The 16,061-nt window shown below is 36.4% G+C and carries 13 protein-coding genes and 1 tRNA gene; 5 read left to right on the top strand and 9 right to left on the bottom strand.

Translation table 11 applies throughout. From position 1 onward, the window contains the following. Entirely contained in the window at nt 1-609 is a 609-nt protein-coding gene (locus GXP67_RS16060) for an IS630 family transposase (protein WP_232064508.1), read from the top strand. Continuing rightward, nucleotides 581-3,130, top strand: a complete 2,550-nt coding sequence (locus tag GXP67_RS16055; RefSeq protein WP_162444064.1) for a DUF4132 domain-containing protein — start codon at nt 581-583, stop codon at nt 3,128-3,130. The genes GXP67_RS16060 and GXP67_RS16055 overlap by 29 nt, the downstream gene beginning before the upstream one ends. A gap of 146 nt (nt 3,131-3,276) precedes the next feature. Here GXP67_RS16055 and GXP67_RS16050 read toward each other — a convergent pair. From GXP67_RS16050 to GXP67_RS16020, 7 genes are all read right to left on the bottom strand, one after another. After that, nucleotides 3,277-3,348: transfer RNA gene (locus GXP67_RS16050), tRNA-Glu, on the bottom strand. Between the two features lie 97 nt (nt 3,349-3,445). After that, nucleotides 3,446-4,867 carry a sensor histidine kinase gene (locus GXP67_RS16045; protein ID WP_162444063.1) on the bottom strand — a complete coding sequence of 474 codons (1,422 nt, stop codon included), beginning with the start codon at nt 4,865-4,867 and terminating at the stop codon, nt 3,446-3,448. Nucleotides 4,868-4,872: 5 nt separating this feature from the next. Then, on the bottom strand, nt 4,873-5,709 hold the full coding sequence (locus GXP67_RS16040; RefSeq protein ID WP_162444062.1) for a hypothetical protein: 837 nt from the start codon (nt 5,707-5,709) through the stop codon (nt 4,873-4,875). Between the two features lie 275 nt (nt 5,710-5,984). Then, entirely contained in the window at nt 5,985-6,563 is a 579-nt protein-coding gene (locus GXP67_RS16035) for an outer membrane beta-barrel protein (RefSeq protein WP_162444061.1), read from the bottom strand. 189 nt (nt 6,564-6,752) lie between these two features. After that, the gene (locus GXP67_RS16030; RefSeq protein ID WP_162444060.1) at nt 6,753-7,028 is read right to left on the bottom strand and encodes a hypothetical protein; all 276 of its coding nucleotides are present in this window, start codon (nt 7,026-7,028) and stop codon (nt 6,753-6,755) included. Between the two features lie 260 nt (nt 7,029-7,288). Further along, nucleotides 7,289-7,912: a DUF4469 domain-containing protein gene (locus GXP67_RS16025; protein ID WP_162444059.1), complete on the bottom strand. Its 624-nt coding sequence runs from the start codon at nt 7,910-7,912 to the stop codon at nt 7,289-7,291. A 528-nt stretch (nt 7,913-8,440) separates the two neighbouring features. Next, nucleotides 8,441-9,928 carry a hypothetical protein gene (locus tag GXP67_RS16020; RefSeq protein ID WP_162444058.1) on the bottom strand — a complete coding sequence of 496 codons (1,488 nt, stop codon included), beginning with the start codon at nt 9,926-9,928 and terminating at the stop codon, nt 8,441-8,443. A gap of 480 nt (nt 9,929-10,408) precedes the next feature. Between GXP67_RS16020 and GXP67_RS37810 the strand changes: the two genes are divergently transcribed. Both GXP67_RS37810 and GXP67_RS16015 read left to right on the top strand, forming a co-directional pair. After that, nucleotides 10,409-10,534, top strand: a complete 126-nt coding sequence (locus GXP67_RS37810) for a hypothetical protein (RefSeq protein ID WP_262890495.1) — start codon at nt 10,409-10,411, stop codon at nt 10,532-10,534. Between the two features lie 262 nt (nt 10,535-10,796). Further along, nucleotides 10,797-11,768: a quinone oxidoreductase family protein gene (locus GXP67_RS16015; protein ID WP_162444057.1), complete on the top strand. Its 972-nt coding sequence runs from the start codon at nt 10,797-10,799 to the stop codon at nt 11,766-11,768. A gap of 22 nt (nt 11,769-11,790) precedes the next feature. Here the strand turns inward: GXP67_RS16015 and GXP67_RS16010 are convergent, their stop codons facing one another. Beyond that, complete coding sequence (locus GXP67_RS16010; RefSeq protein WP_162444056.1) at nt 11,791-12,498, bottom strand: ABC transporter ATP-binding protein; 708 nt, start codon at nt 12,496-12,498, stop codon at nt 11,791-11,793. A 398-nt stretch (nt 12,499-12,896) separates the two neighbouring features. Between GXP67_RS16010 and GXP67_RS16005 the strand changes: the two genes are divergently transcribed. Further along, nucleotides 12,897-13,577 carry an arylesterase gene (locus GXP67_RS16005; RefSeq protein ID WP_232065240.1) on the top strand — a complete coding sequence of 227 codons (681 nt, stop codon included), beginning with the start codon at nt 12,897-12,899 and terminating at the stop codon, nt 13,575-13,577. 66 nt (nt 13,578-13,643) lie between these two features. Here GXP67_RS16005 and GXP67_RS16000 read toward each other — a convergent pair whose 3' ends face one another. After that, entirely contained in the window at nt 13,644-15,962 is a 2,319-nt protein-coding gene (locus GXP67_RS16000) for an OmpA family protein (RefSeq protein ID WP_162444054.1), read from the bottom strand. Between the last annotated feature and the right edge of the window lie 99 nt (nt 15,963-16,061).

The following is a 16,061-nucleotide window of genomic DNA, read 5'->3' as shown; positions in this document are numbered from 1 at the left end:
TTGCAAAACAAAGAAGCATATGAGCAGAAAGTCAAGCGATTACATGCTTTGCTTTATTTGGCACAGACAGGCAGTATAGATTTATATTTTGGAGACGAATCAGGGTTTTGCCTTACCCCTTGTGTACCTTATGGATGGATCAAAAAAGGCGAACACGCCCCTATTTTATCCCAAAGAAGTACAAGGATAAATGTATTTGGCTTGTTAAGTACAAATAATGAGTTGCTTACTTATCAGAAAAGTGGGAGTCTAAACGCTGACTTTATCATTGAATGTGTAGAGGCCTTCTCAACATCTATTTCCAAGTTTACTGTCATAGTCTTAGACAACGCCTCCTGGCATACATGTGGCCTATGGGAAGTCAAAAAAGAAGAATGGGAACAGAAAGGATTATACATCTTTTTGCTGCCTAAGTATAGTCCTCATCTTAACAGGATCGAACGATTTTGGAAGCAGGTGAAATATCATTGGCTCAAAGCCGAAGACTATCTGTCTGTAGAAGCGCTTAAGGAGGCACTTTATACCATCTTTTCAGGATTGGGTACTTACTTTAAACTTGATTTTAAAAAACTTGAAGTAGATGAAAATATTATACTTAATTGTGTTTAATTACTTATTAGATACGCTGACACAAGAAGCGATAGGAGATAAACAAGGATACTATACCGTAAAACTTTCAGACCTTCCTACCTATCTAATAATCAAACAGAAAGACTCAGCCTTCAAAGCTGCTTTAATTGATTATTTAATTCACAAAATCCTTTTCTATGATGAGACTATTAGAAACAGGCATAATGCTTCCTTAAGCTTAGGTGATATATATAGGCTGAGGGAGGTTCATGATAAATTATTAAATATTTTGATGCGATCTACGATCGATTTTTCAGAAGACGATCTGATCCACATTCTTGAATTATATTTAAAAGCAAATTCTACAGAATTTATTCGAGGGTTTTTACAATTTCCTGTTCTACTTACCCTAAACCAAGTACAAAAGTATATCCTTAAACATACCCTTTCTCCAAGGCTTGCAGGGTATCTGAAGGTTTATTTGAAACGTACTGAAGAGGAAGTCTCTTATTATAAAGCTGAAAACACAAAAGTAAAGCTTAAAATTCTAGAAATAACTGCTTCTTTTAATCCTGATCAACCTACTAACATAAGGCCTATATTTTTAGATGATAAAGATGTATTTGGTCAGTTTATGAATACTTTCACCCAATCGCAACCTATTGAAAGACAAGCGCTGTATTACTCCCTTGTTGGACATTTCAAAAAAGCAAGTGGAGGTAAACCCTCACAGAAATATCTGCATGAGTCGGAAAAGATTATTCAACAGATAGGCCTGGAATTATTTTCTGCTACCAGCAAAGAATGGTTGCTCTTTTTAAAAACCATTGATGTACAACTGCAAACCCACACCAGCAATTATGGTGGCCGCGAGTATACATACTCATCCTACTTTTATCTTCAAGAAGCCAATCAAACATTTATCAAAGGGTGGCTTTGGTCATTAAAACCTTGTACAAATAAAGAAATGTTACAAGAAGTTGCTGGCTATGCTGAAAAATGTTTTCAAAAAATTCCTTCTAAAGGACCACTTGCCGCAGGTATTGGGAATGCTTGCATTTACTTGCTAGGAAATGTTGGTTTACTTGGCGTGAGCCATTTGTCTAGATTAAAGCTCAAAATTAGACAATCAAATACCCAACAACTCATTGAAACGTATATTGAGCAGGCCTCTAAAGACTTAGGTGTATCCACTGGTGAAATTGAAGACATGGCCATACAAGAGTATGGTTTAAAAGATGGACAACTCACTTACTGCTTTGCTGACTATAAAGCTGTACTCAATATTACTGGAATTGGGAAAACAGAATTAAACTGGTATAAATCCGACAGCACATTACTTAAATCTGAGCCCTCTTTTATTAAGAAAAATCATAATCTTGAGTTAAAAGAAATAAAGAACACAGCAAGCCAGATACAAAAAACCCTTTCAGCTCAACGCGACCGCTTAGATCGTTCTTTTGTTGCCAATCGCTCCTGGACCTATAAAAAGTTCTCTGCATACTATTTTCATCATGGGTTAATGTCTTTTCTAACCAAGCAGTTGATCTGGACTTTTCAGAAAGGGAATCATAAAGCTGATGCTTTCTTTTTAGCAGGCACTTGGAGAGATGTATATGAAAAGGAAGTGGATTGGATAGGAGAAGATACGCAAGTACAGTTATGGCATCCGATTGAAAAGCCCATAGAGGAAGTGTTAGCGTGGAGAAGCTTTCTAAATCAGTATACCATTAAACAGCCTCTCAAACAAGCTTATCGGGAAGTGTATTTGCTTACAGAGGCAGAAGTTGCTACAAGAACCTATAGTAACCGTATGGCTGCTCATATTCTAAAGCAACATCAGTTTAATTCCCTTGCCAAACTTAGAGGATGGAAATACAGCCTATTAGGGGCCTATGATGATGGAAGAGATAATGAAATAGCTCAGATTAATTTACCGGAATACAAACTACAGGCTCAGTTTTGGGTAAATGAAGTAAATGCTGATGAAGCATGGAATGATACAGGCATTTGGAATTATGTGGCTACTGATCAAGTACGTTTTATGAGGATGGAAGGCAATGAAGTAATCAATTTAATGGATGTGCCTGCCCTTGTTCTTTCGGAAGTTATGCGCGATGTGGATTTATTTGTGGGGGTGGCCAGTGTGGGAAATGATCCAACCTGGCAAGATAGTGGAGGCTTACCTACTTATCGCGATTATTGGCATAGGTATTCTTTCGGAGAATTATCAGAAGTTGCCAAGACCCGTAAGGCAGTTTTGGAACGACTGATTCCAAAGCTCAAAATTGCTAAGGTTTGTCAAATCAAGGATAAATTTTTAATTGTGAAGGGAGAACTCAGAACCTATAAAATTCACCTAGGAAGTGGCAATATTTTGATGGAACCTAATGACCAATATTTGTGTATAGTTCCGGATCGCAAAATGTCTACAAGTGCAGATAATATATTTCTTCCTTTTGAGGGAGATGCTGTACTATCTATTATTATAAGCAAAGCTTTTCTTCTAGCTGATGATACTAAAATAATAGATCCCACTATAACCAGACAAATCCGCTAAAAGTATTAGAGCATAATACTATAGTTACACAACTTATAGTATTTTATTGTAAAGTTATGTCAGGATATTTTGTCAACCACACTGTCAACCATAAAAAATAAACCCTTGTAAAATATTCATTTACAAGGGTTTATTTTTATTAGCCGTAGCCCGTACGGGACTCGAACCCGTGTTTCCTCCGTGAAAGGGAGGCGTGATAACCGCTGCACTAACGGGCCATTTTCTTTGGTGGTGCAAAGCTAATGGTAATTTTTTTTTATACAAAATATCTATCAGATTTTATTGGAAAATATTGGCATACATTGATACAAAACTTTAACTCATTGGCTGCATCTCCACCTTATTTTGCAATCTAACTTTAACGGTAGTCCCCTTATTTGGTTTACTATCAATTTCTATATATCCATCTAATTTCTCAGCTGCTTGTTGAGCAATGTATAATCCCAAACCTGATCCTGTAGATTTTTCGTTTCCCCTGAAAAACATATTAAATATTTTTGGCAAATGCACTTTTTCTATGCCAATGCCATTATCAGCTATACAAATCCGGACTTCAAGATCAGAAACAGAAATGTTCACTTTTATAAATTTCGCATCAGTTAATGGATTGGTGTATCTGACAGCATTAGAAATAATATTCTTCAAAATGATTCCTATTCTGAAAGCATCGCTATAGAATGGTTTAGAGTTGATTTCAATTTCTAGAGTAATAGAGTTTGCACCCTCTGCAACACAGGCTTCATCGAAGCTTTCCTGTATTATTTTTTCAAATTCAATTATATCAACCTGTAGTTCAGCATTTAAAATCTTAGAATGATTCAGCAAAGACTGTATAAACCGATCTGATTTGTATACAGATTTTTCAATTAGGTCTATGTATGTTTTCAAATTTTGTATATCCGAATCATTTTTGGATAAATTAATCAGGCCCTGCATAGAGCAAAAAGGAGCTCTCAGATCATGAGAAACACGATATACATAATTATCCAATTCATGATTTCTAATCTTTAACTCTTCTACTGTTCTTTTTAATTCTGTCTGAGATAGTAATAAATCAGCATTTAAAGTAAGGAGTCTCTGATTTTGTAGGGTTATTTCTTTTTCCTGAAGTTGTAATTCACGTACCAACAATTGCAGTTTCTGATTAGATTTTTCATATATAAAAAATAAATACACTATAGCCAGCACTACCGAGATTAGAATACAGGCAATGTTGATAAAAAATAAGGCATGAAACTGTTCGCTGATCTGATTTTTTCCTGATTGCAGATAAAGGCCAGGTATCTGTAAAAGAACAAAAAAAAGTGCCGGAATTGAAAGGCTTATCCCTAATTCAATTATTTCATTCCTGTCCAATAAAAACAAGCTGATCGGAATGCTGAGTATAAATAAAAGTTGCAGCAATGTAGATTGATAATATATACTAGAAAGGATATATATTATTCCGTTTAAACCAGTAATAAAAGCCCACTTCGACACCTGTAAAGAAGCACTTTTACAAATTAATAAGAGGCTAACTGTAATAAGGGAGATTATTCCATAAAACTGATAAGAAGTATCTATATTTAATAGGCTTACCAGCACATTCACTGCAATCAGCGTAAGACATATAATATTCATGAACTTCTTTTGCAGGTATTTTAAATTCTTATTTTTATTAAGCCAGCTCTTATACAGATTTAAATGTACAACAGGGCTGAACCAGGGAGAAAGCACGTGAATAATAAATAATTTCATACCTGTTAAATTAATGTTAGAAAAGTAACTGATTGAAAGTCAGAATCAGTGCTATATACCCGTATAGAGTATTTTCCTTTTAAAAATTTATATTTGAAAGGTTCGAACCTATAGCTGGTAATAAATTGATTATTCATTCGCACCTTATCCCTTTCAGAACTTATGATTTTGTGTGAAGGATCTCTGACTTCAATGTGCAGGTATTTGTCTTTGATTAAGGAAATATCTCCTTTTAATTGAAACTGTACATTCATATAATTAGTCCGGGTTGCCCGGTTTCTTTTATCTTGCGAAACTGCTGTTAAATAGTACACAGATAACTTAGAAGGAACTATTACATCGGGCTTCTGATTTTGAAGGGTTTTTATCAGATTTTTTAATTCGGCTATTTCTCTTTCTCTGCTTTCTAACAAAGTATCTTTCTTATGGCTTTCAACAGACACTTGGCCAGATTGATGGAGTATTGCCACGTGTGTTTGTTTATCTGTTTCAGCCAGATTCTTCAATTCAATTAATTTATGCTTTAATTCATTCATTTTCACCAATAAGTGGTTTCTTTGCTGTTCTGATAGTTCGCTCCTCTTCATTTCCCTTTGTAGTACACCCATTTGAGAAATGATCTGATTTTTCTGAATAGTAATGACTGAATCTTTAGCTGGAATAAATTCAAGTAACAGATTCATTTCCTGATGAACTGCCTGAATATCTTTGTTAAATCCATCTAATTTCTCCTTCATCGACAAGGTATATAGACTAATGTAGATGAGTGACAGAAGCATTACACCAATCAGCACAGAAAAAGTAAATTTTTCATACCTTAGATTGTCTGCTTTTATATTCATTTTTATAAAATATCTGAAATTCAGTTGTTTATTTACTATTACTTCTTGACCTAATGTAAAAAGTACAAATTTTTACTTTGAGCAATAAAAAGTCTGTGTAATAGCTACTTTTATAAAAATACTATTAGCTATAGAAATGCTCTAATTACATGGTAAAGCTTTCTGTAGAAAAGATGAAGTTGAAACCGGAAATGATGAATAAACTGGCTAAAAATGAAAATGGCCAGATGTAAACTTACATCTGGCCGGTAAAAAATAATAGATTAATTAGTAGATCATAAGTATATCTGTAACCCTAAAGAAACCTGCAATCCACTATTTCTAGTTTTAAAATCCGTATTCTTAGAATTAGTAAAATTAAGGCCGCTATAACTCACCATAGGTTCTAAGGCAACATTATCATTGAGGAAAGCAGCAAACCCGGCACCTACTGAATATTTAAACACCCTGGTTTCTGCATAAGCTGCATTTTTTCCACTGCCAATACCGGCTCCTCCTTCTATAAACAGATTAACAGGAAAATAATACCTGGCAAAAGGACCAACTGTAAAATAAGAGGAAGTAGATTTTACATTGTTATCTTTGTTTTTACTGGTTGTACTGTTGATATCTGCATCGAGACCAATCGCCATACCATCTGTAATAAAAAAACCTACTTTAGGCGTAAAAGTAATGCCAGTACTTCTGGTTTCTGTAATAACAGTCTGATTAGGATTGCTTGTAGGTGTTTCCACTTTCCGGTTATTAAAACTCGCTCCAAAACTTCCGCCCAATAAAAAATTTCCCTGTTCTGTCTGGCCTTTTGCTGCACCAAATGACAAAACAACGGCTAATAGAATCAAAACTTTTTTCATAGAATACATGATGTGTTTTTGTGAAAGCCCAATGTTAAGTAAATTTTATTAGTATACTTATTCAAATCTTTCTATGAATTATTATAGATGCAATTTTTTAAAGAAAATTAAATTAGTGATACCTATATAAAACAAAACCTCCCGGTGAATACCGGAAGGGCATAGCATTAAAATATCCACAAAGGTGTGTTAATTATCCTCTTTCTTTATTTCATCCTGTAAACCTTCCCAATCTGTGAATTCAGCAGCAGAAGCTCCTAGTAATTCAATATTTAGTGCTCTAGCTACTTTTTTGAGGTCTTCCATTGCCTGAGATGGAGTGGTATCTTCTTTCCAAAGGGTAGTTTCCGGCAAACGGTATTGCACTTCGTTTTTGGTCCATATCTCTTCATACCCTTTCAGTTTCATGATATCTCTCACAGCTGACTGCTTGGAATTTACTTCATAACTGATAATAATTTGCATAACTCTCTATTGTAAAAATTCTATCATATTTTCTCTTCTTCTTTTTTAGTTTTACAAAAGCTGGCCTCTGTTAAGTACCTATTCAATTTATTGAGAATAAACAGATATATTTATTAATGATCATTGAACCAAAAGGTCAAAATACTTATTGTATCAGATTTATTACTTTATCTCCTTTCAATCTCTAAATTTTACATTTCCAGGTAGATAAGTAATTTTGTCTTTTGTTCATATTATCATTTCCCTGTTGCGATTATTTGTCAGATAATTACATGAATTATATCTGGCAACATGCCTGTATGCAAATCCCCGGAGTGCGGACAACGTGCCCTTAGCTCTACATTGTAATTTCCGGGGGGCAAACCTCCCGGTATCATAAATATTATATTTTCTGCTTTAACCCGTACAAGCGTATGTATTTTATTTGGTAAGCGAGTCTGTGATTCAATCATAAAAATGCCTTGTTTTTCATCGCTCCGGTCGAAAGATAAATGTTTTCCATAGAGCTGTACTACACATCCCCACATAACCGTTTGCGTATGCGATACTACATTAAGACAATGGGTTAAAACCGGAATTGGAGATACTTTCTGATAGTTCTCAATGTGATCGATTGCTGGAATATTACTATCGTGGTAGTCAGAAGAAACGGATACGCCTCTGGCAGCAATAGAGGTAGGTTGTTGGTTTAATATTTTCTCAAAAGCAGACGCATAAGTTTCCAGCAAAGTAATAGCCTGCTCCCTGGTGATATTATCATTGCGGCTCATCATTAAATTAATGATATCACTTTGCAAGCGGTCATTGCCCGAACGAACCACCACGGAATCGGAATGAATACGGCCCTCTGATTTTTTTTGATTCGAAAAATATTGAGAAGACATATACAATTGCTGATTAGGTACTATAAATACTGATAAATCAAATCTGGCCAATGCCTCTCAAAAAATCTTTTAAACTATTATACTGATAAGTAACATAATAAGCTATAATGAGACTTAGCATGCACTTTATTTATATATCTGTAAATAAGTTAGTTACGATTTTATTTAGCAAATCCTACAGACAGAAATAATCAGTCAACCGGCCACTTAGAACCGGTTGATTGATTGTTCAGGCTGATTAGCTTTTTGATAAACTGGTAACTATTTCAAATGTACCTTTTAAAAAAAACATAAAAAAGGAATATCAGGAGGGAAAAGTAACAAGCAATTACCAAACATCATCTACAATAAAAACGTGTATCTTTACAAATTTTGGCATTTTTATACAATAAGTTCATACAAAAATTTATTGCATAAATTGAATTTTGTAACAATTGATTTTGAGATATTTTTCTGGAGAAACGATTAATTGAAGCTACGATATTTTAATAAGGCCCCACAATCAAAATAAATTAAAAAAAGGGTTTTCTATAACACTGTCTGTTCAGCCATTATTTCCAAAATGATTTCCCATATGTGTTCATAAGGAATAATTTCTATTTCTGCATAGGCATCTCCTGGCGGAGCAACATCCTGTAATTTTTCATAGAGGTATCTGCCTTTTTTGCGGCATAAAACTGGCTGAAAGTCTTCTTTCACTACTAACATCAATAGTTTGAAAATATCTCTGGTGCGATCACTGAAATTATCCCTTAAATGGGTGCCGGCATATTTTCGCATTGCCTCTATCCGATGCAACAAACTATCTGTATCTCCCTTTTTTAAATAATACAAAAATTGAAGAATCAAAATAGCAACATTAAAACCCTGTTTATCTTTGCTATATTCAGGAACAGAGGCTACTAAAGTCTGATAATTGAATTCGGTAAATAAAATTTCATGTGGATATACAAAATACTGGTAACTTCTGTACAAATTCCACCTTTCTTTAGTTAGTCGGGCGAGTTTCGTAAAAAAAGGATTACGGTCTACCTCAATAAATAACTTTAAAGCTGTTTCATACTTTTTAGCATGAATGGCTAGCAATACATAATTCTCCATAAAGGCAAACCAGTTGCTGGAAGCCGTATCAAAAGAATGAATATAGTCTTTAGCCAATAGCAAACCCTGATCATACTCCTTATTACGCAAGCAGGCGCTCACACTCATAAACTTATTAAACCTGTGATCAAACCGGATCGTATTAATTTTTCCATGCGCATACAGCTTATCTGAATCACGTGCCGTATTAATAATTTCCTGGTAATTACCTACAAGTTCGTAATAAAACAGGTTGAGTTTATAATAATATTCAAAGGCATTAAATGAATGTGACTGTTTCCATATTTTTTTAAGGCGCTCCAAAATTGGGACTAGTTTAGGCAAGTATTCCTTTCTGGTTTGTACCGATCGCCTTAGTTCCAGCCTGGACATGTTATAGTAATCTTCAGCCTCTTGTTCGTATCTGGCAATAGTGCGATAATGTAATAATACTTCTTTGCTTTTGTAAAATAAGCGGTGTTTTCCTGTTTGTGAATAGATATAAAGTAAAAGTTCGAGGCACGAAACTGTGATATAGGTAAATTCTGTTTCGGTAGAAATTTTGAATAATTTATTCAGCAATCGTTCGGAAGTTTTATGCTCTCCCAGGTTTACCAGCATCCTGGATTGGTGCAGAAGATTCAGGCATTCCTGTTCATACTTGTGCGAAATTCTTGAGCGGCTGAAGTCCAGGAAAAACAAATGGTTAAGAAGTTTTTTTCTTAATCTGGACTTAGCCATTTTATAAGCCGCCTGATCTGGAGTACTTCCATAGAGGGAGTGGGCTGCTTTTTCGTCGGAAGTATAATTGCCTTTTTGGATACCATAAAACAATTCCATATCCTTGCTTTTCTTTCTTTCATCCCAGTCAAGCAATGATATTTTTTTTATTCCCCGATTTGTTACAATTTTGACTAATTCCTTTATTTCTTCCATAATTTTATTTAGGAATTAAGGTATTATCTTGGTTTAAACCTCAAAATCAACATAATAACAGCCATTTACAGCATGTTACAAAAGCATTGTATATTTCCTGTTATTATAATATGAATCCCTATACATTTGTCATAAGCAATTAAGTTATTATCAATGGCACCTAAGTAGTAGTAGGCTGAAGTGCCTGTATTCATCCGGCAATCTATGGTTGCCGGATGAATTTCACTTATTTTTCGCAGCAGATATAGTAGATGTAACAAAAATACCACTTTCGTTTGTTACAAATTCTATTTATTGTTAAGATTTTTTGTCTATATTTATCCGCCAGCGCCAGCAATCCTCAGTTTATTTACGATAAACTGCCTATCTCCTTTTATATACTGCCTGTTACGATCAAAGCCAAACATTCCTGGTTTACAAGTGTTTTATTCAGCAATTTTGAGCTATAATAATCACGGACAATATAAAACTACTACTACTATGATTACTTTCTTAATTGCTCTAGCCTTACAACTTGCCACTCCAAGTAAAACTACTGTAAAATCTACCTCCACAATGAGTGTATGTGATAATGGCGGATGGGTTGATAAAGATGTTAAAAAATAAATCTTTTTAATATTGCAGATTCTCCTGTAGGATATTTTCTGGCATCCTCAGTTACGCTAGGGATTTACAGGCTTTAAAACAAACCACCTAACTATATTATTTTAATTATTTTAGTAACTAGCTTATCAATATTGCCGCTCTGGCTGTATAATATTTTTCCGTATCCTATTTTTATTTACTTGAGACCAGGCTATACACCATATAGCTTCCCCAATATTATTAGTCAGATACTTGCCTGTATTCTGCATATTCAATCACTTTTATGAAAGCCATACAGATTACACAATACGGAGGACCAGAAGTACTTCTATACCAAGATATATCTATACCCAAACCAAGTTCAGGAGAGGCGCTTATCAGGGTAAAAGCTGTTGGTGTAAATTTCATAGATGTGTATCACCGTACCGGCCGTTATCCAGGAAAACTTCCATTTAGTCCCGGGATGGAGGCTGCTGGTATTGTAGAGGCTGTAGGCGCTGGTGTAACAGAAGTAAAACCAGGTGACCGGGTAGCTTATGCTATGCAGTTAGGAGGGTATGCTGAGTATACTTTAATTCCGGCAACTAAGCTGGTCGTGATACCCTCTGAAGTTGATTTTAAATCAGCAGCGGCCATTATGCTGCAAGGTATGACAGCACATTATCTAAGCTATAGCACGTACCCTATTCAATCTGGCGATACGGTATTAATTCATGCCGGTGCCGGAGGTGTTGGGTTGTTGCTTACACAAATAGCCAGAAATCTAGGGGCAACTGTGATTACTACTGTTTCTACGGAAGAAAAAGCAGAGCTATCCAGAAAAGCTGGCGCTCACGAGGTAATTCTGTATGAGAAACAAGATTTTGAAACAGAAGTTAAACGTATTACCCAAGGTAAAGGAGTGCAGGCTGTATACGATTCTGTAGGGAAAACTACGTTCGACAAAGGGCTTAATTGTCTGATGCCCAGAGGATACATGGTTTTGTTTGGGGCTTCGAGCGGACCAGCACCTCAGATTGATCCATTGATATTGAGTGGGAAAGGCTCGATTTTTTTAACCCGTCCTACACTAGGGCATTATATGCTCACACGGGAGGAATTGCTAGCAAGAGCGAATCAGGTACTAGGCTGGGTGGCCGATGGTAGCCTGCAGCTTCAGATAGAACATGTATATCCGCTCGCTGAGGCAAAACAGGCACATATTGACCTGGAATCGCGTAAAACCACCGGTAAATTATTGCTCCTTCCTGATTAATGATAGAACTATAGATCTAATTCTATCTGCTGCTTGTCTCAACCCTGTCGGCCGTTATTGTATCCGATACTACAGACCCACCTTTGATACGTATGATTCTTCCGGTTTTGGCAGCCAGTTCCAGATCATGAGTGACGAGTACTAGCGTAGTGCCTTTCTCCCGGTTTAACTCAAATATCAGATTTACTACTTTTTCGCTTGTTTCTGTATCGAGGTTACCAGTGGGCTCGTCGGCAAATAGAATTTTTGGCTGATTAGAAAAAGCTCTGGCCAAAGAAACCCTCTGCTGCTCTCCTCCGGACAATTGCATGGGATAATGATGTTGCCTGGCGGCAAGCCCTACTCTGTCTAATAATTCCAGCGCCCGTTTACTTACACCTTTCTCTCCCCGTAATTCCATTGGAACCATTACATTTTCCAGCGCAGTAAGTGTAGGCATCAGCTGGAAATTCTGAAAAATAAAACCTACGTACTGATTCCGTACTTGTGCCCGCTGGTCTTCTGTTAAATTATCTAACTGCACATTATTCAGGTATACACTTCCGGAAGAAGCCCGGTCAAGGCCGGCGCATAAACCCAGAAGTGTCGTTTTACCACTTCCCGAAGGACCAACAATAGAAAAGGTATCACCAGCTTGTAAATCGAAAGAAACGTTGTCTAAAACTGTAAGGGTACGGTTGCCGCTCTGATAAGATTTAGTCAGGTTCTGTACGCGAAGGATGCTCGACATGAAATATATGAGTAATTTAAAATGAGTAACGAAATTTATGAAGTAGCCTCAATAGCTATTATTATTTTAAAGTTTAATTTACGTATAAAATCCTGTAAAGCTAAATTTCTGCTTCTAATTAGTGATAAGTGGCTTTGCCTTCACATGGATGGATAAAACTTCCTAGGCTTTTACGATTAAAGAAATGAGTTATTTTACAATCGGTAAAACCCTGATCAAAGCATGAAATTTTATTGACTGATAAAATTTTTATTCTTATCAATAACTCCAGTACAAGAAAAGTTGTTATAACCAGAATAAAAACTGTAATAGATTTTTAGATCACTTAATATTGTAGTCGCATTTAAACAGGTATTTATTGTATGCATAAATTAATAAAACTATTCTGCTATATATCAATGCTTAGCATAGCCTGTATGGGTTGTCAGCAGAATGCAGAAAATGAGAATAAACAGGAAGGGAAAGAACAAACTCAAAAGCAAGCTTCAACAGCTGAGAATAATACACAACAAAGCCCGAAAACAATTCTGTTCTTTGGTAACAGTCTTACAGCCGGCTATGGATTAGATCCCTCCCAGGCATTTCCGGCACTTATTCAGGCAAAATTAGATTCACTGAACTTGCCTTACAAAGTGATTAATTCTGGATTGAGCGGAGAAACTACAGCTGGCGGCAAAAGCCGTATCAGCTGGGTATTGCGGGAGAAAGTAGATGTATTTATACTGGAACTAGGAGGTAATGATGGCTTACGGGGCATAGATGTGCAATCAACAAGGCAAAATTTACAAGCCATTATCGATACCGTAAAGGCTAAAAATCCGGAAACCAGAATCGTACTTGCGGGTATGCAGATTCCACCGAATATGGGCCCAGATTACACAGCTAAATTCCGGGGAATATTTTCAGAACTGGCAGAAAAAAACAATACTGCTCTAATTCCCTTTCTGCTGGAGAATGTAGGCGGTATCCCTTCATTAAATCTTCCGGATGGGATTCATCCTACACCTGAAGGACATAAAATTGTGGCAGAGAATGTCTGGAAAGTATTACAACCGGTATTGACGGAGGGAAACATGTGAAGGCACAAAATATAAACAGCGATGGAGTTAAGATCCATCGCTGTTTATATTAGGGAAAGCCTTTTTTTACTTATTGAGTTCAACCATCATAATCTCAGCTTTGCGGTGTAGTTTCTTGTCTTGCTCCTGTTCGTTCTTCTTAGCTTCGGGAACTTGGCCATAGCCTTTTGCTGTAATTCTGGTTGTAGTAATCCCCTTGGTAGACAAATATTTAGCTACTGCTTTAGCCCGGTTATCCGAAATGAGTTTATTACGTTCATCGCTGCCATCTGCATCTGCAAAACCTGCTATTTTTATTCCATACGAATTGTTCTTTTTCAAATAAGTGTACACTTTTTCCAGCTCTGGCATTGCATCTGTTTTTAGATCTGTTTTATCGGTATCGAAATAAATAATATACGTTTTATTCGGCTCAATTACAGTTTCTTTGGTAATCTGCTCCTTCGCTTCTCTTACTACCGGCTCTGCTTTTGTTATCTGGTCGCCAACCACTTTAAAAGCAGGCAATGTGTAAATGGTGTCGCCATTGATAACTACCGGCTGTAATTTCCCCTGGGCATCATCGTAGTAATAGGTTCCGGTTAAGGGCTCAGAAGACACACTGCTTAAATCCACCGATTTTTCATTATACATCATATTCAGAAGATAATTTAGCGCAGTCGTATCAGAGGCAGCAATCACGTTGTCCATCAGGTCATAAAGATCTAAGTTATTGGAACCGAACTTAGAAGGATCAAACAGAGTAGAATCTTTTTCGATGTCATAAAACACATTTTTTACTGAGATCTCCTGGCCAATATGTTTGCCAGCCTGCACAATGGATTTCAAATGAATTTCCTGATACAGTTCATAAAAATAGTTCTGATTCGGCACACAAATATTCACCAGATAGGGCATATATCCTTCCGCCTCTATAATCATATCATAGCTTTTGCCGGGAGGAAAAATAATCAGGTAATTGCCTGTTTTAATATTGGGATCATATACGTTATTAATCACCTCACTATTTTCTTTATCAATCACTTTGATTTTCGTAGGCACCTGTTTATTTCCGGTAATAATACGGCCTTTCATCATTGTAAGCGGAATTACGCCTTGCTCTTCTGGAATACCCAGGAAATAGATATCTCCTCCTCCTGCACCGCCCGGACGGTTAGAAGAATAATAGCCTTTTTTACCATCAGCCGACAATACAAAGTAATTGTCATCATAAACGGTATTAATCGGGAAACCCATATTAGCTGGAACAGACCAGTTTTTACCATTAAGTGTAGATTTAAATATATCGCTACCCCCCATTGTATTATGTCCCATAGAACTAAAATACAGGGTTTTGCCATCCGGATGAATAAAAGGAGAATCTTCATCGTAGGGAGTATTTACAGCAGCCCCCATATTCGTAGGATCGCTCCACTCGCCAGTGCTGGTTTTATGTACGACATAAATATCAGAACCACCCAGTCCACCCGGCCGGTTGCTGGCAAAGTAGAGTGTTTTCTGGTCAGGAGTAAGACTGGCACTGCTTTCCTGGAAAGCCGAATTGATTTTGGAAGACAATTTTACTGGATTGGCCCATTTGTCGCCCTGGAGTGAACAGCTATAAATATCTCCATTGTTGGTTTGACCGCCCATGTAAATAAGCAGATGCTGGCCATCGGGAGATAAGCCTACCGAACCAATATTTGTTTTCGTATTCAGGCCGATACTTACCGGTGTTGAGTACACGCCAATATCTTTTCTATAAGCAATAGAAATATCTTCGTATTCAGTATTTGCAGAACTGCCTGTTTTCTTAATGGCCGCATTTGGCTTTAGCGTAGTATAAATCAGCGTACTTTCATCGGCAGAAATAACCGGACCGTATTCAGTAAAAGCAGTATTAATAGGTGAACCTACATTCTGAATGAAAACATTCAGTGTATCTTTTAACAACAACCCTGCATTGCGGCTGATTTCTATCTGGCGGTCTGCTTCGGTGGTTTTAGCTTTTGTTTTTTCTAATGACTTCTTATACGCTGTAAAGTTTTTGATAGCTTCATCGAAGCGGTAAGACAAATGATATAATTGCCCGGCATACTGGTATACTTTATCCGGTACATTTTCGCTTTTGTGTGAAAGCGCATACTCGAAATAGGGCAATGCTTTCTCTTTCTGCGACAAGTTAAAATAACAAATACCTATCCGGTAATTAGTGAGGGCATCTTTAGGCTCTGTCTTATCCAGGTCTAAATAAAGCGATAAGGCACTGGCAAAATCATTGATAAGGAAAAATTTGTCAGCTTTATCGATTTTGGCAATTGCTGTTTTACTCTGTGCAGATAGCTGAATGGATAAAAAAAAGCTACATAAAAAAATAAGGAAGGCACTGTAGATTTTCTGATACATAGGGTTGAGATATTCCTGTTTAACACTTGCAGATTTATTATTCCTGTCGGTACACCGCTGCTATAAAAAGCCTGCTTACCTTCAGAATAAGTTTAAAAT

The organism is Rhodocytophaga rosea (genome assembly GCF_010119975.1).
Lineage (GTDB): Bacteria > Bacteroidota > Bacteroidia > Cytophagales > 172606-1 > Rhodocytophaga > Rhodocytophaga rosea.
The sequence above is the reverse complement of the archived record's forward strand: the minus strand, read 5'-3'. Positions and strand labels throughout refer to the sequence as shown.

Coding starts and splice junctions, on each gene's coding strand:
- GXP67_RS16055 (WP_162444064.1), top strand. CDS start 581: ATGAAAATATTATACTTAATTGTGTTTAATTACTTATTAGATACGCTG.
- GXP67_RS16045 (WP_162444063.1), bottom strand. CDS start 4,867: ATGAAATTATTTATTATTCACGTGCTTTCTCCCTGGTTCAGCCCTGTT.
- GXP67_RS16040 (WP_162444062.1), bottom strand. CDS start 5,709: ATGAATATAAAAGCAGACAATCTAAGGTATGAAAAATTTACTTTTTCT.
- GXP67_RS16035 (WP_162444061.1), bottom strand. CDS start 6,563: ATGAAAAAAGTTTTGATTCTATTAGCCGTTGTTTTGTCATTTGGTGCA.
- GXP67_RS16030 (WP_162444060.1), bottom strand. CDS start 7,028: ATGCAAATTATTATCAGTTATGAAGTAAATTCCAAGCAGTCAGCTGTG.
- GXP67_RS16025 (WP_162444059.1), bottom strand. CDS start 7,912: ATGTCTTCTCAATATTTTTCGAATCAAAAAAAATCAGAGGGCCGTATT.
- GXP67_RS16020 (WP_162444058.1), bottom strand. CDS start 9,928: ATGGAAGAAATAAAGGAATTAGTCAAAATTGTAACAAATCGGGGAATA.
- GXP67_RS37810 (WP_262890495.1), top strand. CDS start 10,409: ATGATTACTTTCTTAATTGCTCTAGCCTTACAACTTGCCACTCCAAGT.
- GXP67_RS16015 (WP_162444057.1), top strand. CDS start 10,797: ATGAAAGCCATACAGATTACACAATACGGAGGACCAGAAGTACTTCTA.
- GXP67_RS16010 (WP_162444056.1), bottom strand. CDS start 12,498: ATGTCGAGCATCCTTCGCGTACAGAACCTGACTAAATCTTATCAGAGC.
- GXP67_RS16005 (WP_232065240.1), top strand. CDS start 12,897: ATGCTTAGCATAGCCTGTATGGGTTGTCAGCAGAATGCAGAAAATGAG.
- GXP67_RS16000 (WP_162444054.1), bottom strand. CDS start 15,962: ATGTATCAGAAAATCTACAGTGCCTTCCTTATTTTTTTATGTAGCTTT.